Consider the following 21,488-nt stretch of genomic DNA (forward strand, 5'->3'; position numbering starts at 1 on the left):
TAGATGAGGCTATTAGCTAAATATTCTAATTGGTACAGCTTTTGCTGTATAAAACGAAAAAATTAAAGTATATTCATAAGAGAACTGTTTTTTATGCTTTCTCACAACAAATAAAAAATATTGACACAATGGTATAAAGTTCTACCATTGATAGGTTTTGAAGTTATAAAATTAAGGATTGACGCAATAATTTAGAATCTTAAAGAGAACAAGACATGTAATTTAGTTAATTGCAAATGAGAGAGTTCTATGGAAATTGACTTTTAAATCGAGAGCTTTTCTATTTAAGATTGTTTTTTTTACATAATCGAATTTTAGCACATTATAGAATTTTATTAAAAACCAAATAAAGAGGAAAAAGCATGACGTTAGTTTATGATGCAAAACCATGGCAAAATCAGTATCCGGTTTGGCTCCCTTTTTCTGTTAATTATCCAAAAACAACTATTTTAGATGAATTTGAGATAGCGTTTCAAAATAATCCAAACGGACCATGCATAATTTACTTTGATAATGTTTATTCGTATAAAGACATAAGACGGAAGGCAATGGCTTTAGCCGCAGGTTTGAAAAGTTTAGGGCTTGGTAAAGAAGATAGGATAATGGTTATATTGCAAAATATTCCTCAGGCAGCAATTGCATGTTTGGCTGCTTGGATGTGTAATTCGATAGTAGTACCCTTAAATCCGATGTTTACTTCCAAAGATTTAAATCATTACATTGTAGATTGCGAGGCAAAAATAGTACTTTGCCAGGAGGACGTTTATAAAAATAGTGTAAGACAAGCTGTCGCTAATTTCGATCATATTAAAGTAATAACCACTTCTCCTTTAGATTATATTAAAATCAACGCAAAATTGCCTGCTCAGTTACTTAATATTAAAAAGGTTCTGCATTCTGATACCTATGATATGCAAAAAATAATTGATGAAAATAATGAAGTAAAATTACAACCTATGTTCCCAAAACTTAATGAAATTGCATATTTTGTTTATACTTCCGGAACAACTGGTCCGCCAAAAGGAGCAATGTTAAGTCATTTAAATATTATCCATAACGCAGTAATCTATAAAATTGCTTGTAGACTTAATAAAGAAGATGTTGTGCTCGGAGTGGCGCCTCTTTTTCATGTTACTGGAATAGTAGCTCATTTAGCAGTGGCTTGGCATATTGGAATTCCGATTGTGCTATTTCACCGTTTTGATGCTTCAGATGCTATAAAGCTAATTGAAAAATTTAATGTAAGTTTTACAGTTGCTGCGATAACGGTGTATATTGCTCTGCTAAATCATCCAAATAGTAGTCCGAAATCATTTACGTATCTTAAAAAGGCCTATAGTGGCGGTGCTCCAATATCGCCTTCAACAATTGATAAGATTAAAAATAAAATAGGGATATCGATACACAATGTTTATGGGTTAACGGAAAGTTCCTCTCCGGTAACAATTGTTCCTTTTGGAATGAAAGCGCCGGTGGATGAAACTACAGGGGCTACATCAGTAGGCCTGGTTATACCTAATCATGAAGCATGGATAGTTAATGTTGAAAAGCGTAAAGAAAGAATACCGATAGGAGAGGAAGGCGAATTGGTGGTGAGAGGTCCTGGGATTATTAGCGGGTATTGGAAAAAACCAGAAGAAACTAAAAATGCATTTGCTAAAGGATGTTTTTATACAGGGGATATTGCAAGATTCGATAAGGATGGTTGGTGTTATATTGTTGATAGAAAAAAGGATCTCATCAATGTATCTGGGTTCAAAGTTTGGCCTAGAGAAGTAGAGGATATTTTGTACAAACATCCAGCTGTTAAGGAATCTGCTGTAGTTGGAGTCCCAGATGATTATAGAGGTGAAACAGTAAAAGCATATGTTTCCTTAATAGACTCAAAAAAAGGAAAAATTACGCCTGAAGAATTAATCTCATTTTGTAAAAAACAGATGGCTGCCTTTAAATACCCTAGAATTATAGAAATAATGGATGAGTTACCAAAGACAGTTACTGGAAAAATATTGAGAAGGGAATTAAAGCCATAGGTAAATGGAGAGGGAAGTTTAAACTAAAAAATCTTTTAATGGGGGAGGTAAAATGAGAACTAAAAAGAATACCATGATTGCTGTAATTTGTTTCATTTTCGCATTATTCGTATTTTTGCCGACATACTCGATTGCCAAAACGTATAAATTAAGAATATCTTCAGGAGTTGGAAATAAACATTGCTGGGTTGCAGGTCACATGGTTCCATTTACAGAGCGAGTTGAAAAAGCTACTAATGGACAAGTAAAATTTTCAAGATATTTTGCAGGGGAACTACACAAGGCAGGAAAAGGGTTGGAATCCTTAAAGGGCGGTAGCATTGATGTTGCTGATCCTTTTTTAGCGCCTTATCATGCAGGAGTATTTCCTCTTACAGACGTTGTACAGTTGCCTGTGTTAAATACCGATTCAATTAATATTACCGAAGCTTTTATTAAATTATTTAACAGCAAGGAAATTATCGAAAATGGAAAAACATTTTACGACCTTGAAATAGAATCACAAGGATTAGTTGCATGGCCGGTAGGTCCGACAGATGCATATGTGATAAGCACAACTGGAAAAAGATTTAATGATACTAGCGACATTAAAGGTACTCCTATTCGGGGTGGAGCTAGAACTCAATTGATTTTTTTGAAAAAACTAGGAGCCACAGAAGTATATATGACTGGAATGGACGCTTACGAAGCATTTAGTAGAGGTACTATTCAAGGCATTGTATATAGTATACCTGATTGGAAAGCATACGGTTTCACAGAACTTATTAAATATACCATTGTTGGAGTAAGTTTGGGACATTATCCAAGTTATATGGCTATGACAAAAGACAAATGGGAGCGATTTCCTGATGATATTAAAACAAAATGGAAAAGAATAGCATTTGATATGGCTCGTGAAAGTGCAAAGTACTGGATGAGTTTACGAGAACCAACAGTTAAGGAATCTATGGAGGTTTATAAGGCAGAGTTTGAAAACGTAAAAAAATTAAATACAACTGTTCAAAAAGTAATAAATAATGCAGCAATTGAAACTTGGAAAACTTGGATTGCCGAGGAAGAAAAAAAAGGGAATCCGGCAAAAAAGGTTGCTAAGCTTTGGGCTAAGTACGTATTAGAAGTAGGTGGTGCCTTGCCAGACGGAGTAGAAGAATTGATCAATGAATAATATTAGATTTTATGGTAATGTTAATCCGTACGTGTTCAAGGATTTGAAATATTCAACGCATTGAAATTAGAAATTAATAGGATTGTACATGGTGCCGAAGATGTGAGGTGCCGTGCATGCAGACGAATAGATCAATCTTAAAAGGACCAGGAACAAAGCAGATGTGATACCTTGTGAACGCTTACATTACTTAATCATAAGAATTAACATTTATAATTTTAAACCTGTGCTGAGAATAACATATATGTCACCCAGAAACAGATAATAATTATAATTTTTAATGGAAAAGTCATGAGAAATATCAATGATACCTGAACCGATTGTTTTATTTATAGTATTTTTATATTTTATAGTATTTCTTGCGGTTGGGCAAAACGTAGCAACAGTTTTGCTTGGAACTGGTGTAATAGGAATTGTGCTGTGGACTGAACCGTCTGTTATTATATCGTTTATTGAGTCAGATGTGTTTGACAGAATATCAACGTATTCTTTTATTACTATCCCTCTTTATATTTTGATGGCTTTCTTCTTGCTCAGAGGAGGAGTAATAAAAGAAATTTACTATTTTATCCACAAGTTAGGAGGAAAAAAGAAAACTCCTTTAGCAATCTTGACGGTAGTTATGGGTGCCCTATTAGGAGCTGTATCAGGATCTTCAACTGCGATTTCAGCGGGGTTAGCAGTTACTGCTGCCCCTGAACTTCAACGATATGGTTATAAAAAGAATTATTCAGTAGCATTAGGAGCTATCGGAGGTTCTCTTTCTGCACTTGTTCCCCCAAGCATTATTATAATAATCTATGCCTCAATAAGTGAACTATCGATAGGTAAACTTTTTATGGGGGCAATGATACCAGGGATTCTTCTGACCATCGTTTTTTCATTTATTATTTTTATTTTCGATAAGTTTCGGCCGGCGTTTGTTTTATCATCCGAATCGATGTTAGCTGATAATTTAATAAATAACGATATGGCTATAGAAGAAGACTTTTACGATTTTAAAACAGGGCTAATTTCCTTTTCGATTGTGATGTTCTTGATCTTTCTAGTTTTTGGAGGAATATATGGCGGCATTATGACCGCAACTGAAGCAGGTGGTGTTGCAGCATTCGTCTCAATGATTGCAATGGTTGTTAGAAAAAAACTTACGTTCCAATCATTTGGTGCAGCTTTAGTTGATACTGCTAGAATGTCATCTATGATCCTCATTATCGTTGTTGGAGCCCAGTTTTTTGGTAGATTTATGTCCCTTTCGATGATTCCAAGACAACTGATAGAGCTATTAGAACCTCTAATGGGTCAGCCTTATTTAATTGTATCTATGCTTTTAATCGTACTATTTGTATTGGGAATGATACTTGAATCTGCTGCTGTCATGGTGATGATAATACCAGTTACAGATCCTATTATTAGAGCAGTTGGAATCGATCCTATATGGTTCGGTGTTATGGCATCTTTCATTATTATGTTAGGTCTTTTAACACCGCCGGTAGGATTAGCGTCATATGCAGCCTCAACCGCTGCTGCTTTGCCTGTAGGAGGGATTTTTAGATATACATTAATTTTTGCTTTTTTATCTGGAATAATTATAGCACCCTTTCTTTTTATCTTTCCAGAAATAATAACATTTCTGCCAAATTTAATGATAAAGTAAAAGTTATGGAAAAATTTAATAAAGTGATCGCAAAAGTAGATGGCCTTTTTGAGTATGTGGGAGGATTATTTTGTTTTTTATTAATGATTAGTGTTGTTTTGCAGGTACTCGGAAGATACTTTTTCAAACATGATCTTATACCAGGTATCTACAATATTATAGAATCATATTTATTCCCAATAGTTGTTTTATTGGCTTTAGGAGGAAGTTACCGAGTAGAATTATGGCCTAAATTGGATATTTTTATAGAACAATTGGATCCTGCTAAAAGACGTTCTGTTAATCTTGTTACCTTATCTATTGAATTTTTACTTTATTTTTTAATTACAATTTTTACAGCGAATTATGCATTGAAAATGGTTAACGAAGGAAGATTAATGCAGGCGGGTGCGACAATGTATCCTTTATATCCTGTATTGTGTATAGTTCCGTTTGCTTTTTTTATTTTATCTCTTGAGATAATAATAAAAATTTACAAAGCTAAAGATAAACAAGTTTAATAATATATTCAGAGGATTAATTTATATGGAATATGATTATAAAAACATTAAGATAGAGAAAAATGCAGGTGTTGCAATAATTACATTTAACAGACCAAAAGTTTATAATGCTTTGTCTTCATCTATGTTAAAGGAGATCAATACAGTAGTTGATGAATGCAACGCGGACAAGGATGTAAAAATTTTAATATTTACAGGTGAGGGAAGGGCTTTCGTAGCAGGAGCTGATATTTCTCAAATGAAAGATTATCTACCATACCAGGCGATTAATTATCTGGAAGAAGGTCACAATATATTTCGAAAAATCGAAGCGTTGTCTAAACCATCAATAGCGGCTGTAAACGGAATGGCACTTGGTGGAGGAACTGAAATAGCTTTGGCGTGTGACCTAAGATTTGTTTCAAAGAAAGCAACGTTTGGACTTCCAGAGATTACTCTCGGGATTATTCCCGGTTGGGGTGGAACTCAACGCCTATCAAAAATTATAGGTATAGGTCGTGCAAAGGAAATGATACTAAGTGGAGATACGATATCAGCACAAAGAGCTTATGAGATAGGCCTTGCAAACAGAATTATTAGCGATGAACTACTTTTACAAGAAACAAACGATTTTGCAAAAAAAATTGCTACCCACTCAACTTTTGCAATGAAAATGGCAAAAGATTCAATAAATTTTGGATATGGACTTTGTACTGAGGTTGCTAGTAAGCTTGAGAACCAATGCACTTCACAATGTTTCAGTACTCACGATCAAAAAGAAGGAATGCAGGCTTTTTTAGAAAAAAGAAAAGCAACTTTTATTGGTTACTAAATAGGTTTCTATATATGTTCATTACATTTTTAAAATAATCAAAATAGAAAGGATACAATGTTATGATTGAGTCATTTGAAGAATATCAAAAAAGTTTGGTTGACGAAAGAACCGTATACTACAGAGGAAAATTAGTAAAAAATGTTAACGAACATCCTATCTTAAGCTTGGAAGTCGAGCCAGTACAATATCTTTTTCAAAATAAATTTCGAAGCTTTAATAAAGATTTTAATACGGAAAGTTCGATTTTTTATAAAATACCTCATAATTCAGATGATTTACTTGAACGATCAAATATGACTTATGAAATAACGAAAGATCTTGGCATGTTATGGCCACATATAGGTTCAGATGCACTTTTGGCATCTAGACTTATCACTTACGATTTAGAAACCAGTGATAATTTTCTTAAATATCACGCTAAAGTTGTTAAGGAAAATTTATTTGTTTGTGGCGCACAAATAGACGTTAAAGGGGATAGACGTTTAAGGCCTGGCGACCAAGAGGATAAAGATTTATATGTTCATGTAGTCGAAGAAAATGATAAAGGTATTATCGTCAAAGGTGCAAAATTTCATACCTCTATGGCAGCTATATCCAATGAGATATTTGTTTTACCAGGTCGATCGTTACGTAAAGGAGAGGAGGATTATGCTATTGCTTTTGCAATACCTGCTGGTACTAAAAATGTTAAATTAATTGCCAGACCAGCCATAGCGACAGAAGGTGCAATTAATCCTATGGAAGGACCAAGGACACGAAAGCGAAGAATGGGAGAAACGCTTACTATATTCGATAATGTTTTCGTGCCATGGGAGCGAGTTTTTATATATAAGGATACAAAAGCTGCTAGTAGACTTGCGTTAATGTTTGCATTGTATCACCGACTGTCAGCTGTATCTTATCGTGCTGCACTTGCAGAGCACTTAATTGGTTTAGGAAAACTAATGGCCGAATGTAATGGTATTAGTAAGGCATCTCATATAGCCAAGAACATAACTGATTTAATAACATTCGCAGAAATACAAAGATGTTGTGCAAAAATGGCTGCGTTAGAATGTCATATCAACAAAGTTCCGAATATTGCGATTCCGAATAGAATATACACTAATGTTGGAAAACTCTTTTCAAATAGCAATTATATGAATGTTGTTCAGGGTTTGATTGATATTGCTGGCGGAATAGCAATATGTGCTCCAAGTGGAGATGATTATAATAATAAGGAATTAAAGCCGCTTATTGATAAGTACATGAGAGGAGCTTATCCGGGAGCTGAACGCTTTAAAATAATGCTATTGATGCGAGAAGTAATTGCACTAATGGGTGGCGAAGAATCTGTAATTATGATCCATGCAGAAGGATCAATGGAGGCAAGCCGAATTGAATTGTATAGATCGTATGATTATACAGAGAGCGAGAAAATTGTTAAAGAAATCCTATTGGAAATATAGTATTTATTACAGTCTACTATGGTCCATTAAAATATCCATTGAATTAAGTTAAAGGTTGGAGTTCAGTAGCTCCGTCGCTCTCATGGCAAACTGGACCCAAACCTAAGAAGCTAATTAGAAAAGATATTTTAATCTGGAAAGCCAACTAATACTCTTTTTAGCTGATAGTATTATAAAGTACCGACTTAAGGATATGAAGAAACCTGCGGTGAGTTGTGTAAAGAGAAATTTTCATAAACTAAAAAGAAGGTCTACCGATACATTCACTTATAGTGTAAAATATTTAGGGTTAGTATTGGATCAGTTTTAATTGACAGATTGCGGTCAAGTATATTCACTATAACGAGCGGAAAGGTACAATTTAGAGAAATAAAATCAAAGTGTTCCTGGGATGAAAAAACCATTTTCATTATTGGGGACAGGTCATTTAATTTTTAGAATCAGTTAAGAGTCAAAATTTTGTTGGAAGAGACATATTAATATAACATATCAAAGATTTTAAAAACATTATTTTTGATGGTATTTGGAGCACATTATAATGAATGATATATTTATAAATAAATTGGACAAAATTTTTGAAATTAGGATGGAATTCCCAAACAGTATGAATTCCTTAGAAAAGCAGCTTAGAACAAAATTATTAGTATCATTGGAGAAATTCTCGAATGATCCTGATAGCCGAGTAGCCGTCCTGACAGGAACTGGGAAAGCTTTTTGTTCAGGTGGTAGTCTAAAAGAGCTTAAAAATGGAATGACAGCCAATCAAGCTTTTGAATACATGACAGATGTTAACAGGATTATAAAAAAAATTGTAAACACAAAAAAGCCTATTATTGCATGCGTTAACGGTGCTGCGATAGGAGCTGGTTTTAATATAGCTCTTTCATGTGACTTGATAATCGCAAGTGATAAGGCAATATTTTCACAAGCGTTTGCTAAGGTTGGTCTAATCCCTGATCTTGGAGGATTATTTTTTTTGCATAGAATTATTGGTATACATCGTGCCAAGGAGCTAATCTATACAGCGAGGATGATAAAGGCAGATGAAGCCCATCAAATGGGGCTTTTAAACTATGTAGTACCTGATAATGATTTCAAAGAATTCTATCTGGATATTGCTAAGAAAATTGCCTCTGGTCCTCCTAAGGCATTCAAATTTGTTAAAGATATCCTTTCCAAGAGTGATCAACTACAGCTAGATGAAGTCTTGCAATATGAAGCTTTTTCTCAATCTATGTGCATAACTTCAGATGACCTCAAAGAAGGAATTGAAGCTTTTTATAATAAAAGAAAACCAATATTTAATGGTCAATGAATATTGTTATAATAGTACCAATGTGTCAACTCATTTTAACATTCGAACCGTTTTAAAAAGATATATTCTATTTTAATGCTATATATGGTACCTAAGAATTTTTATGGGTGAGGGAAAAGAAATGATTCAAAAAAAAGCTGTTATAGTATCTGCTGTTAGAACTCCAATTTGTGATTTTGGAGGTGGATTCAAAAATTTAAAAGCAGGTGACCTTTCTGCAATAGTAATGAGAGAAGCTATAAGCAGGGCTGGTATTAAGCCTTCAATGATTGATGAGATAATTTGGGGATGCTGCCTACAAGACTTTGACGAACCAAACGTTGCAAGATGTAGCGCATTGAAAGCAAATATCCCGATTGAAGTCCCAGCGTTTACAGTTCAAAGACAATGCTCTTCAGGTATGCAAGCAATACAAAACGCAGCACAACTAATCAGATATAGTGAAGCTGAAATAGTTCTATGCGGAGGGGTAGAAAGTTATAGCACTGCTCCATATGTTTTTAGAAAAGGGAGATGGGGAGCAAGATTAATGCACCAAACGATGGAAGATTCTATATGGAATCTTCTTTATTCCGGTGGTGAAATCATTATGGGGCAAACTGCAGAATTAATAGCAAAGAAATATTACATAACAAGAGAAGAAGCTGATGAAGTAGCATTGCGCAGTCACAATAATGCAGAAAATGCTATAATCACAGGAAAATTTAAAGATGAAATTGTACCGGTTGAGATTCAGAGCGGTAAAGGAAAAACCAAGGTAATTGAACAAGATGAACATGTAAGATTCTCGATGACTCTTGAGGATCTAAATAAATTAAAGCCTGTTTTTGAAAAGGGTGGAATAGTAACTGCCGGTAATTCCTCTGGAATTAATGACGGTGCAGCAGCACTTTTAGTAACTTCTGAAGATAAAGCTAACAAGCTAGGCTTAACAATCCTAGGAACAATTGGGGATTTCGCTGTAGCTGGTGTAGAGCCTAATTATATGGGAGAAGGGCCGATCCCTGCAGTAAGAAAACTACTTCAAAAATCAAAAGTTTCACTTAATGATATAAAATTGATAGAATTAAACGAAGCATTTGCTACTCAATATATTGCTTGCGAAAAAGAACTCGGGTTGAATAGAAATATTTGTAATGTTAACGGAAGCGGAGTTGCCTTAGGGCATCCAGTCGGATGCACTGGCGCTAGGATAGTTATATCATTGATATATGAAATGAAACGCCGTGAAGTTGATTTAGGCCTTGCTACATTATGTGCAGGGGGAGGTATGGGAACTGCTATTTTTGTAAGAAGAGATTAAAAGTTTTATACATATTAAACGATTTTTAACAATCTATTAATTAAACTAAAGAAAACAGGATAAAATTATGGAAATTAAAAATATTTGCGTACTAGGTGCAGGATTAATGGGAAACGGAATTGCACAAGTATGTGCTAAAGCTGGGTATAATATATTTTTAAGAGATATTGAAAAAAATATTATTGATAAAGGAATAGAAAATATTAAAAAGCGTTTGTTAAGGGACCTTAATAAAGGTAAATTATCACAAAAGGATGTTAAAAAGATTTTAAATAGAATTAAACCTACAACGAATCTAAAAGAAGCTTGTGAAAACGCTGATATTGTCGTTGAAGTCGTAGTTGAAGTAATGGAAGTAAAAAAGGCACTATTCACTGAATTAGAAAATATAACACCAAAACATTGTCTATTTTTTACAAATACGTCGGGGCTCAGCATTACTGAAATCGCATCAGTTACTAAAAGATCAGACAAGTTTATAGGAACTCATTTTTTCAATCCTGTTCCCGTAATGAAACTGTTAGAGATCATTAAAGGATATGAAACGTCTGAACATACTCTAAATATTGCAAAAAAATGGAGTGAAAGTATTGGTAAAGAAGTAATAGTTGTCAATGAAGCTCCAGCATTTGCCGTCAATAGACTGCTATGTACGATGTTAAACGAAGCGTTCTATGCTTTAGGGGAAAACATTGCTAGTGCGGAAGATATAGATAGAGGTATGGTGCTTGGATGTAATCATCCGATCGGACCTTTAGCATTATCCGACCTTATTGGTTTAGAAACTTTGCTACACGTTATTGAAGGATTGCATTCGGAACTTGGCGACAAGTATAAACCGGCACCATTACTTAAAAAGCTTGTTAGGGCAGGAAGATATGGTAGAAAAACTGGCAAGGGTGTTTATGATTACACATAATTATATGTGTGAGAGTTGTTTAAATTAAAAGTGATTATTCGAACTAAAATTTGAATAGAAGGTACTTTAATTAATTTTTTGCCGACTCGTAATTTTATATAACAGAGATCAAAGCATTGTCATTGACGATAACCGTTTCATTGATAGTTTAAAGTTGACTCTTTTTGTTTGCTGTTTTTAGCAACGGTTATAGCTGGTCCAAGTGGAAATGATCTCATACCGATAGCATGGCAGATGCTTTTTACTCAAATAGCAAAAGACACCTTTTCTATCGCGTTTAAGAATTGCGTTAAACAATTCGGAGGTGATTCTGTGGATATCGTCACGTGAGTATTCCTTGCGTAAGTGATTGACCAATAGATAAGACAAATACTGTTTGTCGATCCGTTTATAGGCATGCATTTTATCAGTTTTCATATACGCTCGCTTATCGTTAAACCGATCTATAATTGCCGAAAGGTGTACGATACTGTAGATGGAATGCATCGCATAACTCATCGGGCTATTGCGTTCAAGGGCAAACTGCACTTATAGTTTTTGAGCGCCGCGACCTCGTTTGTGGAAAATGCTATTTTTGTATAGCGGTTTGCCGCCAACGTACGTTTAGTCCAGTTCGACAATTCCGTTCAAAGGGAGCACCAGTCCTGATCCCGGATCCATCAAGGCTCGGATGGCATGCACCAGTTTCCATGTGCGTTTTTTTTTTGTGATAATCTGATCAGTTTGCCCAAATACACTGAGGAGTGCCTTTGCTGAAATTGATGATCAAGTAACTGGCCAACAGTTATTTGGACAACGGCAATTTGGTGTTGTGTATGGGTGTTTTAGTGGTAATCTCAAAATGCCTTTTGAAGCGGCCGCATTCGTAAACGCCTTTTCGTACGCTGGCACCTTACAGGTAGTAAGATTTTTGACAATGGAAATACTAGCAAATACAGCCATAACTACATGGAATGGATTCAAAGAACCGCCAACAGGCTCCTTCATCCGGGAACCGTTTGTTGAGTTGATCAATTTTCATTTTATCGCCACCTTTGTTGTTTAAAGGAGATCATAATAACTGCCTGTAATTGATACGGTCAATAGGTGACCTTAATCTTTGTTAAAGACTCGAATTATAAAATACCTCAATAATAACTATAATGATTGATAATTTGCCAAAAAAAATTAAGGTTTTTAATTTTGAAGTAAAGCGATCCAAAATTGCTGAATTCGCAATTGCTACTCATTCCCATGAAATAAAATATTTTTTTAATAAAGATGTGGCAAATAATTTCCAATTACAGGACATTCCTATACCACTTACTTTCGGGACTGTTGCAGAACTTTATAATGGAATTGGGAATATTTTAATTGACGTTTTTAATTTGAGTAGAAACACAGCTTTAATTCACGTTGGCCATTCTTTTGTGTACCACAAACCTGTCTATGCTAATGATATATTAAAAGGTGTAACTCATCTTACAGATATTACTTTAAAGAAAAAAAGAACTATTTTCAAAATGAAAACAACTTTTTGGAATCAATACAATATACTGGTATTAGAAAGCAGATGGGTTATTCTCACGAATAATACTACTGCCCAAAAAAATAATATCGGATTTAAATGAGTAAAAATCTAAATTGTAACACTCCTATAAAATATTCTTTTACTATATTAAAGAAGCTGTTCAGGTGAATCACTGTGGTAGGTAATGTCTCTGTTTTTACTTTGTTAGGTGGATGTCATTGTTTAACAATGGCAACCGGAAGACAAGTATAGTCTTCGAATTGCCACGATCTTGATTCTTATGATAAAGATTATAGACTTTGCAAAGCCTTTTTTTGAGGAGATGAGTTACTGTAGTTAAACCTTGATAAAGCTCCTAACTGAGGTTCTTTTGGTACAGTTATGCATCCTAATCGAGAGAAGTGGACCCCAAAATCTGGATAGTGCTGAGTTAAGAATCAAGACAAATTCTTAGAAGGATCTGACAATTGGGAAAAAGCCAATGACAAATACATTCCAAAGTTAAAAGCTAAAGTGGTTCTGGTATTCATTCAGAACGACGATAACATTTCACAGATTGCCAGCTGGTTGCGTTTCCAAACCTTATATTCTAAATGCTCAAAGAATAAGTTGCTTTTACATATGGTCAGGATCTAAAATGAATTGCGATGAATCGAGGGAATATATTAAGATAGAGCTTTGCCAACTAGTTCGTTATGCACATGCATCATATGATTTTAATCCTATACACACAAACAAAGATCAAGCGAATAAAATTGGACTTCATAATGTAATTGCCCATGGGATGTATATTATGGGTATTGCTGCGATAGAACTTACAAAACGTTTTGGTATTAACCACATAAAAGAATTTTCCGCTAGATTTACATCAATGACCTTTCCAGGTGAAAAGATAAAAACAATTTGTACTATAGAAAAGAATAGTTTATCGGGTGAAATTAAAGTAATAAATATAAATGAGGAAATTAAACTGATTGGCACTTTTAATCTTAAATAGTAAATCTATTTGATTCAAAAAAAGGGATCGATTAGTTAACCCTTTGATAAGTTTCAGTCCAAAGAACCACTATTATCCCTAAAAAAATTTTTAAGGAGTGTTTATGAAAAGTTGGATTGTGAAAACAATCGGAAATCCAAATAATGCTCTTGAGTTAGCTGAAATGGAAATTCCAAATATTACTGATGATGAAGTTCTAATAGGCGTCAACGCAGCTGCTCTTAATTTTTTTGATATCTTGCAATGCCAAGGAAAGTATCAAGAAAAACATAAATTACCCTTTACTATTGGAGCTGAGATTGCAGGAGTTGTTAAAGCAGTTGGTAAAAACACCCCATTTAAAATTGGAGATAGAGTATCTGCCATGCCGGAACTTCCAAAAGGTGGTCTTTCTGAAATGGTTGCAGTTAATCATGCAAGAGTATTTCCTATTCCAGATAGTCTAGCTTTTTCTGAAGCAGCATCAATGATGATAACTTTTCATACAGCGTACTATGCGCTTCATACTTGTGGAAAAATAAAAAAGGGTGAAATTTTGATCGTTCATGGTGGTGCAGGAGGAGTTGGATCCGCTGCAATACAGATAGGAAAAGAAATCGGTGCAATTGTTTACGCTACGGAAAATGGAGATAATAAGGCCACTGTCTGTAAAGATATAGGAGCTGACGTTGCTATTAATATTTCGTCAACAGATTTTATTGAATTCGTTAAAAAAGAGACAGAAGGAAAAGGTGCAGATCTAATTTTCGACCCCGTTGGCGGAGATGTTTTTGATAAATCAAGAAAGTGTATCTCATTTTTTGGAAGAATATTGGCAATAGGATTTGCTAGCGGGAAAATACCTGAGGTTCCTTTAAATCATATTTTAATTAAAAATTACTCTGTAGTTGGTGTTCATTGGGGATTATTTGCTAAGATTTATCCAGAGAAAATAAAAAAAGAGCATCAAAATATAATGCATCTATATGAAAAAAAAGCAATCAAACCGATAATATACAAAGAATTTGAATTTATCGACCTACAAAATGCCCTTGAGCTATTATCAGAAGGAAAATGCTATGGTAAACTTGTAATCAAAGTCAAATGAGTAATTATTTCTACAAAACATTAGTGTTTTTAACAATTTTTTGTTATTGTTTCATTGAATCAGTTTGTATGATAGGAATATTAAGTCTTATTATCTAAAAATTATCATGAAACTAATAATCAGATTGTCTACATTGCATGTTTTTACTTCTCAGAATAAATATTTTAATTCAATAACTAGAGCCAGTTGAATAACAAGTTTTTTTCCATCACACTTGGGTTGTTGAAGATAAACCTCCTAATGGAACGAAAAACAAATTGAACTAAAAGAATCTTTCCTCTGTGAAAAACAAAAAAAAAATGGTGGTCAGCCACCGCTTCAGGTTCATTACCAGGAAGATTAATATTTTAATACTGTAGGGCTGACCAGTCAGTCACTGATAAATATATATTGCAGGGTGACGGTATCGTATAATTGCCTGAATTGTGTAAAAAATCAGCGGGTTTTAGGGTTCTTCGAACTGTTGCCAGGGAATCAGTTCTGCAAAAATCATACTTGGTGAACTGTGCAACTCTTTAAAAGTCAGCTGGGATCGTAAGAGCTAATTTCTGGAAACTATATAAATGACATTAAGTTATTGGGGTCAAAAGCCAAAATCAAAGGAATGTTCATGTAAAAAGAGATTTAAACGTTTAAATTAAAATATTAGGTATTTGCAAGGTAAACTTACCCAAAAATTTGAGAAAAAAATCATAATTTATTCCATTTCAAGTCGCGAAAGAATAAAATATTCCTTGAACTTAGGGGTTCCATATATCGTATGATTCCTATTTTTTAATAAAAGAAATCAACTTTTAAATTTAGACATTATTCCATATTTATTAAGTTTTCTGATAATCGTCGACTGGTGGCAATTGAGAATTTTTGCAACTTTTCTAGAACTGCGATAGCGCTCATAAAGTGTTTCTAATTTATCTATATCGTTGTTACCATATTGACTACTCTTGTGGATGTATATATTTTTCATTCTTTCAGGAAATACATCTGCAGTAATAAGATCAGTTGTAGAAAGTACAACAACTCTTTCCAGAAAATTTTTAAGTTCTCTTACATTACCTGGCCATTTATATGTTAATAGTTGATCCATCATTGATGTATCAATATGCTTTTTTCTGTTATATTTTTTATTGAGCTGTTCTACGAATTTCAACGCTAATAATTCTATGTCCTCGGGTCTTTCCCTTAGAGGAGGAATATAGATATTTATAACATTTAACCTATAATATAGATCAGAACGAAATTTTCCTTCTTTAACAAGATCTTGAATATCTGCATTAGTGGCAGCAATAACACGAGCATCAACCTCAAAAGATTTCGTTCCACCTACTCTGGTAACAGACCTTTCTTGAAGAACTCTCAATAGTCCAACAGCCATTCTATGTGATAATTCACCGATTTCATCCATAAGGAGAGAACCACCATCTGCCATCTCGAAAACGCCAGGCTTACCTTTTTTTTTGGCACCAGTAAATGCACCATCCTCATATCCAAATAATTCCGATTCAATAAGAGGTTCAGGTATGGCACCACAATTTATCTTTATAAACGGACCTTTTTTTCGATGGCTTGCCTTATGGATCATATGTGCGATTACTTCTTTTCCGACGCCAGATTCACCAGTTATAATTACGGTGGAGTCAAACTGTGAAACTTGCAAAGCAATTTCAACTACTCGCCTCATTTCGTCACTTTGAGCAATAACATTTAAGCTTGCAAGTTTTTCAGCCCTTAATTTTGTCACTTCTTGAATGACTCGTTCTTTTTCAATATTGATTCTGTCAACCTCATACTTTAGCTTATTTAATTCGGTTAGATCACGACAGTTTGTTACAACCATAGTAATCCTTTTTCCCGTAGAATCAAAAATAGGTGAACTTGTAACCAACATTTTTTTTCCGGTATAAACCTTTTGAACTACAGAGATGGGTTTGCCTAATTTTAGTTGAGAAAATGTTGGGCATATATCTATTATTCCGTCTCTAAGCAATTCTCTTACTGTACGACCGACGATTTGATCAGGCTTAATGTTAGTAATACGGGCATACGCGTTATTAATACGTATCATTTTCCCTAAGCCATCACTGAAAACGATGCCATCAAAAGAAGACTCTATTAAGGTATCATATTCTGCATTGAGTTGTTTTATGTTATCTAAATTTTTATATATTTGTTCTATGCTCTCAGTCTCCTGTAAAATAGCTACCGCTCCTAGAACTTTGCCATTGCTAAAAATGGGGGATAAGTTACTATATAGCACTCTGTTGTTAACAATTAATTTTTCACCTTTGATCGCTTTTTTGGAATCGAATACTTCATCAATATTATTATACTGAAGTAAATCAGTAATATGTAAACCCTTGACCTTATTTTCATTTAGTTGCAACATTTTTTGGCCAATATTGTTTATAAATACACATTTTTTGTTTTTATTAAAGGCAATTATTCCATAATCTATGCTTTTTAAAATTGCTTCAAAACTACCAACTAAGTCATCTGTCAAAAGTCTTAGAGCATTAACTAAATTTGTGTTTGTCCAAATACCTACAACACATCCAAAATCATCGACTACTGGAAGCAGATTTAATCCACTAGAAAAACATAATTGTATGACATCGTCTAAAGAATCTCGTTCATGTATTGTGTAAACATTTGGAATCGATAAATCTTTGACAAAAAAGTTTGGATCAGTAAAGTTATAAACTTTATGTAAAATATCTGTTACAGTAATAATTCCTGATAGCTTATCATTTAAATCTTTCACTATAGCGCTATTGATACGATTATCAGCTAAAATTTTTGATGCATTTTTTAATTTGTCTGTTTCTTTTAAAGAAACTGGATTGGTGGTCATGAAATCTTTTACAAGAATTTCTTTACTTAATGGAGATGAAAGATTTTTCATGGATAGAATATTCCTATAATAGGTACTAAGTTAAAATTGAGTATTAAAGTTAAAAATATCACAATTTCCTTTTAATTATTTTAAAAATATTCAGATCAATATATTATATTAGAATAGACGACAGATATAATATGGATTTATTTAAATCAAAACTGTAACCAAAACCAATGCAGAAATTTAAAGAGAGGGTGGCAAATCGAAATCTTCCTCCTCTGGATAAAATAGGATATGAGTATCAACTCATTTACTATAACTTTCCGAAATGCATTGATGATGCAGCTTTAATGGCCCTGATCGCGTATCTGCTTTTGTGTCTGTTCAAATGGCTGAAAAAGGTATCAAAACTCCTTCAAAATGTCTTACGAATTCTAAAAATCAATCCGCTTCGGAAGTGTTCCTTAAAAGAAGTTTTTAAAAAGTCCTTTAGTAATAAAAATAATTCTAAAAATGACAGTTAGTTAAAAACATATTATACTTAGTAGATTTTATATCATAAAATCAATAATGATGCAAGCGATGCATTTGGTCGAAACTATGCATCTTTTGATGCTTATATCTGCATCAAATTTAATATATTCTTTATAATCTCCTAAATATATTGTAAAAATAAATATTAGAAATTGGCATATATACTGCAATGGTATTAACAAATTTTGAGAAAATAAAGGCTCCGTAATGATAAGATAAAAAACATACAACAATCATTGACGTGTACGTGTGATCGTAAATGTACAGATAGTTGATATCAGTGCTTTCGAGCCGAACCTACGGCTATAAACTGAACTTTGATAATTTAAAAAATCTGTTTCGGGATGAAGACGGTTGTAGGAGGTTCTTTGAATTCATTCTATAGAGCTATGATCGTATTTGCTATCACTGTCTTTGTTAAAAATCCTACTGCCGGAAAATTGTTATTATGCGAAAAGGTGTTTGGGAAAGTAAAAGATTCAAACGGTATACAAAACTATGATAGAAATAACTTTATGTGCCATGTTAAGAAGGTTAGTAATGCAGGAAACGATGATTTAAGGTAAGGAAAATTCTAGGATCTATTAAATTATTTTTATATGAAAGGAGAATAAAATGAAAAAAATTAGTTCTAGACTAATACTAATTGCAGTATTTCTTTTTTTTATTGTATTTAACACAAAAGTTTTAATTGCTTCGGATCAAGCTTGGTGGCCTTCTAGATATGGCAAAGACGATCAATTAGGAACATTAAATGAAATATCAAAGTTAAACATAATTGAAGCGAAAAAAGTTGTTGGAAATGGAAAGATCTACGAATTAGGTGTTGAATATAAAAGTGAAAATCCTGGATATCCACCTAGGTTTTGGGAAACAACGTGTCTTGCACATCCTTTGAGAAAAATGTTAGGCGAAAACAAAATGACATGGTTAGAAGAAGAGTTTGCAGGGTGTCCAGGTAAAGGAACTCAAATTGATGGACCAGCTCATATTGCGGTTGAATATATGCCTGGCGACTTAAGGTTTTACAATGGGTTTAAATTATCTGAAGTTTTAACAAATAAAGCAACTTTAAAAAAATTCGATATGAAAACGACTCCATCAATAGTGACAAAAGGAATACTAGTAGATATGGTGTCAGTTAAAGGAAGAAACTTAAAAGCTGGCGAAAAAGTAACCAAATCCGATATAGTTAACTTTCTAATAAAAAACAACATAAGAAATAAACCCGGTGATGCACTATTGATCAACACTGGATGGTTACACTGGTTTTGGGATGATCCAAAAAAATTTATGTCTGGTGAGCCTGGAATAACAAAGGATGTAATTGAATGGGCCTATGAACAGCATGTATCTTTTATCGGAACTGATCAGTGGGCAACCGAAGTTCTTCCATCTGAAGATACAAAAGAGGTATTTCCAGTTCACTCAGAAGCATTATGCAAAAAAGGGTTTTACTGGGGACAAAATTTAGATTTAAGGGCTCTTGCAAAAGATAGAATTTATGAATTTATGTTTATATTTGCACATCCAAAAATCGCTGGAAGTACACAAGGCATTGGCAATCCAATTGCAATCGGTAATGGTCCAGCTAAAAATAAAAACAAATGGTATGAGGTCAAAAATACTGAAAAATGGTGGCCTTCTCGATATGGTGAAAATGACGAGCTTGGAACCTTGAATGAACTGCATTCTGGGAAGGTCAAAGAAGGAATTGATCTAATCAGAAGAGGTGAAGTTTTCGAGATGGGTACTTCATATGAAGAACAGAATCCAGGCTATCCTCCTAGATATTGGCATAATCTTACCCTTGCACATCCTCTAAGTTCAATTTTAGGAAGTAACAAAATGACTTGGCTTGAGGAAATTTTTATCGGATGTCCAGGAAAAGGCACTCAATTAGACACACCTGCGCATATAGGGGTTGAATATAGCAAAGGTGATATACGATTTTACAATGGATTCACACTTGAAGAAACAATTGGTAGCAATGCGAAAGCAACAAAATTTGGAATCGAAAAGACACCTGCTATTGTTACTCGTGGTATTCTTATTGACATGGTTAAGCATAAGGGGCACGAACTGAAAAAGGGTGAGATTGTAAATAAAAATGATATAATCGATTATTTGAAAAATAAAAAACTTACACTGACACCTGGCGATGCATTAATGATTCGGACAGGATGGATGAAAAATTTTTATAATGATCCGGAAAAATTCATGTCAGGTGAACCAGGATTAGCAATTGATGTTATCGATTGGGCATATGAAAAAAGGTTGTCCTTTATCGCAACAGACCAATGGGCAACGGAGGTTTTGCCTTCAGAAAACCAAAATGATGTTTTTCCAGTTCATGTTGAAGCTCTATGTAAAAAAGGATTTTATTGGGGTCAGAATTTTAAAATGGATAAACTAGCAGAAGATTGCAATAGTGATAAGAAATATGAGTTTATGTTTGTTTTTACGGTACCAAAAATTACAGGGACCACACAAGGTATAGGTAATCCAATTGCAATTAAATGATGATAAACATAACGATATAGAATAGTATCATAACTAGATAAATACAAATAAATTAATTAAATTTATATTATTGAAATGACTGTTAAAACTAAATTAGAACTCTTATAATAGAATTAAAAAATCGATTGAATTATATCCATAAATTACATCAAAAAATGTTTTGTAAATATCCTGAGAGATTTGATGTCGTATATATGCCTTTTTAATTCCTAACTTATTTTTTTGATGAGAGAAGCGACAATGCTTTTTAAACCGAAGATCGATAAAACCGTTATATCTGTGCCGGCCATTTGGATGGATAACGCTGTCAGGAATTACATGATTACAATTGGTATCCTGCAGTGTGGAATAATAGCAATAAGAAAAAGCTTCGGTATAAATATTGCTGAACCGTTTTAATATACCAAAGAAAGAGGTTCACATATAAGCACCTTAGGATAATTTTTCTAAATTCCTTTAATGATGAAGTGAGAGTTCCTGATTTTAATTTCTCTTTCTAAAGGGTGACTTGTTTCGTGACTCTTTGTGATGAAATTTGGATCCAGGTTAAATACATGCTGAACTTGCCCTGGTTCAGATTGGTAGACGATGTGATGTTAAGTAACGAGATAATGAAAGAAAGTTTTATTCAGCCCTTACAATTTTAACTTTGAAGTTTCGGCATAGTTATAACAATTTTTACCTTGCTATATCTGGACTTGAATGTAGTTGCATTAAGTGGTTATAGATAAGATTTAAAAAACAAATTGCCATCGTACAGTAGATGTTGTAAAAAATATCTTTTTAATGATAGAAAGAATAAATTTATTTGTACTGATTTATGTTTTAACTAATAATAATCAAAATAGGG

15 protein-coding genes are annotated in these 21,488 nt (G+C 33.6%); 13 read left to right on the forward strand and 2 right to left on the reverse strand.

What is annotated here, in order from left to right; translation table 11 throughout:
* Window positions 1–362: 362 nt before the first annotated feature.
* From GN111_RS02485 to GN111_RS02525, 9 genes are all read left to right on the forward strand, one after another.
* On the forward strand, window positions 363–2,033 hold the full coding sequence (locus tag GN111_RS02485) for a class I adenylate-forming enzyme family protein (RefSeq protein ID WP_155302230.1): 1,671 nt from the start codon (window positions 363–365) through the stop codon (window positions 2,031–2,033).
* A gap of 52 nt (window positions 2,034–2,085) precedes the next feature.
* On the forward strand, window positions 2,086–3,198 hold the full coding sequence (locus tag GN111_RS02490; RefSeq protein ID WP_155302231.1) for a type 2 periplasmic-binding domain-containing protein: 1,113 nt from the start codon (window positions 2,086–2,088) through the stop codon (window positions 3,196–3,198).
* A gap of 304 nt (window positions 3,199–3,502) precedes the next feature.
* Window positions 3,503–4,852: a TRAP transporter large permease gene (locus GN111_RS02495; RefSeq protein WP_155302232.1), complete on the forward strand. Its 1,350-nt coding sequence runs from the start codon at window positions 3,503–3,505 to the stop codon at window positions 4,850–4,852.
* A gap of 5 nt (window positions 4,853–4,857) precedes the next feature.
* A complete protein-coding gene (locus tag GN111_RS02500) occupies window positions 4,858–5,352 on the forward strand; it encodes a TRAP transporter small permease (protein ID WP_155302233.1) in 495 nt (164 codons plus the stop codon).
* A gap of 25 nt (window positions 5,353–5,377) precedes the next feature.
* Window positions 5,378–6,163: an enoyl-CoA hydratase/isomerase family protein gene (locus GN111_RS02505; RefSeq protein WP_155302234.1), complete on the forward strand. Its 786-nt coding sequence runs from the start codon at window positions 5,378–5,380 to the stop codon at window positions 6,161–6,163.
* A gap of 62 nt (window positions 6,164–6,225) precedes the next feature.
* Window positions 6,226–7,614 carry a 4-hydroxyphenylacetate 3-hydroxylase N-terminal domain-containing protein gene (locus tag GN111_RS02510; RefSeq protein WP_155302235.1) on the forward strand — a complete coding sequence of 463 codons (1,389 nt, stop codon included), beginning with the start codon at window positions 6,226–6,228 and terminating at the stop codon, window positions 7,612–7,614.
* 538 nt (window positions 7,615–8,152) lie between these two features.
* Window positions 8,153–8,929 carry an enoyl-CoA hydratase/isomerase family protein gene (locus GN111_RS02515; protein ID WP_155302236.1) on the forward strand — a complete coding sequence of 259 codons (777 nt, stop codon included), beginning with the start codon at window positions 8,153–8,155 and terminating at the stop codon, window positions 8,927–8,929.
* A 103-nt stretch (window positions 8,930–9,032) separates the two neighbouring features.
* Window positions 9,033–10,232: a thiolase family protein gene (locus tag GN111_RS02520; RefSeq protein WP_231715654.1), complete on the forward strand. Its 1,200-nt coding sequence runs from the start codon at window positions 9,033–9,035 to the stop codon at window positions 10,230–10,232.
* A 67-nt stretch (window positions 10,233–10,299) separates the two neighbouring features.
* Entirely contained in the window at window positions 10,300–11,151 is an 852-nt protein-coding gene (locus tag GN111_RS02525) for a 3-hydroxyacyl-CoA dehydrogenase NAD-binding domain-containing protein (RefSeq protein ID WP_197740484.1), read from the forward strand.
* Window positions 11,152–11,328: 177 nt separating this feature from the next.
* Here GN111_RS02525 and GN111_RS34365 read toward each other — a convergent pair whose 3' ends face one another.
* Window positions 11,329–11,649, reverse strand: coding sequence for a transposase (locus GN111_RS34365; RefSeq protein WP_353740200.1), 321 nt, complete (start codon window positions 11,647–11,649; stop codon window positions 11,329–11,331).
* A 644-nt stretch (window positions 11,650–12,293) separates the two neighbouring features.
* On the opposite strand from GN111_RS34365, the gene GN111_RS02535 reads away from it, so the two are divergent.
* The 3 genes from GN111_RS02535 to GN111_RS02545 all read left to right on the forward strand — a co-directional run bounded on the left by GN111_RS02535 (window position 12,294) and on the right by GN111_RS02545 (window position 14,745).
* Window positions 12,294–12,761 carry an FAS1-like dehydratase domain-containing protein gene (locus GN111_RS02535; RefSeq protein ID WP_155302238.1) on the forward strand — a complete coding sequence of 156 codons (468 nt, stop codon included), beginning with the start codon at window positions 12,294–12,296 and terminating at the stop codon, window positions 12,759–12,761.
* 537 nt (window positions 12,762–13,298) lie between these two features.
* The gene (locus GN111_RS02540; RefSeq protein ID WP_155302239.1) at window positions 13,299–13,658 is read left to right on the forward strand and encodes a MaoC/PaaZ C-terminal domain-containing protein; all 360 of its coding nucleotides are present in this window, start codon (window positions 13,299–13,301) and stop codon (window positions 13,656–13,658) included.
* 103 nt (window positions 13,659–13,761) lie between these two features.
* Window positions 13,762–14,745 (forward strand): NADPH:quinone oxidoreductase family protein, encoded by a 984-nt coding sequence (locus tag GN111_RS02545; RefSeq protein ID WP_155302240.1) that lies wholly within the window; start codon window positions 13,762–13,764, stop codon window positions 14,743–14,745.
* 787 nt (window positions 14,746–15,532) lie between these two features.
* Here GN111_RS02545 and GN111_RS02550 read toward each other — a convergent pair.
* Window positions 15,533–17,647: a sigma-54-dependent Fis family transcriptional regulator gene (locus GN111_RS02550; protein WP_155302241.1), complete on the reverse strand. Its 2,115-nt coding sequence runs from the start codon at window positions 17,645–17,647 to the stop codon at window positions 15,533–15,535.
* A gap of 1,083 nt (window positions 17,648–18,730) precedes the next feature.
* On the opposite strand from GN111_RS02550, the gene GN111_RS02555 reads away from it, so the two are divergent.
* Window positions 18,731–20,638 (forward strand): cyclase family protein, encoded by a 1,908-nt coding sequence (locus GN111_RS02555; protein WP_155302242.1) that lies wholly within the window; start codon window positions 18,731–18,733, stop codon window positions 20,636–20,638.
* Window positions 20,639–21,488: the final 850 nt, after the last annotated feature.

Origin of the sequence: Desulfosarcina widdelii, assembly GCF_009688965.1 — a bacterium.
In the GTDB taxonomy this organism is placed as follows: Bacteria; Desulfobacterota; Desulfobacteria; order Desulfobacterales; family Desulfosarcinaceae; genus Desulfosarcina; species Desulfosarcina widdelii.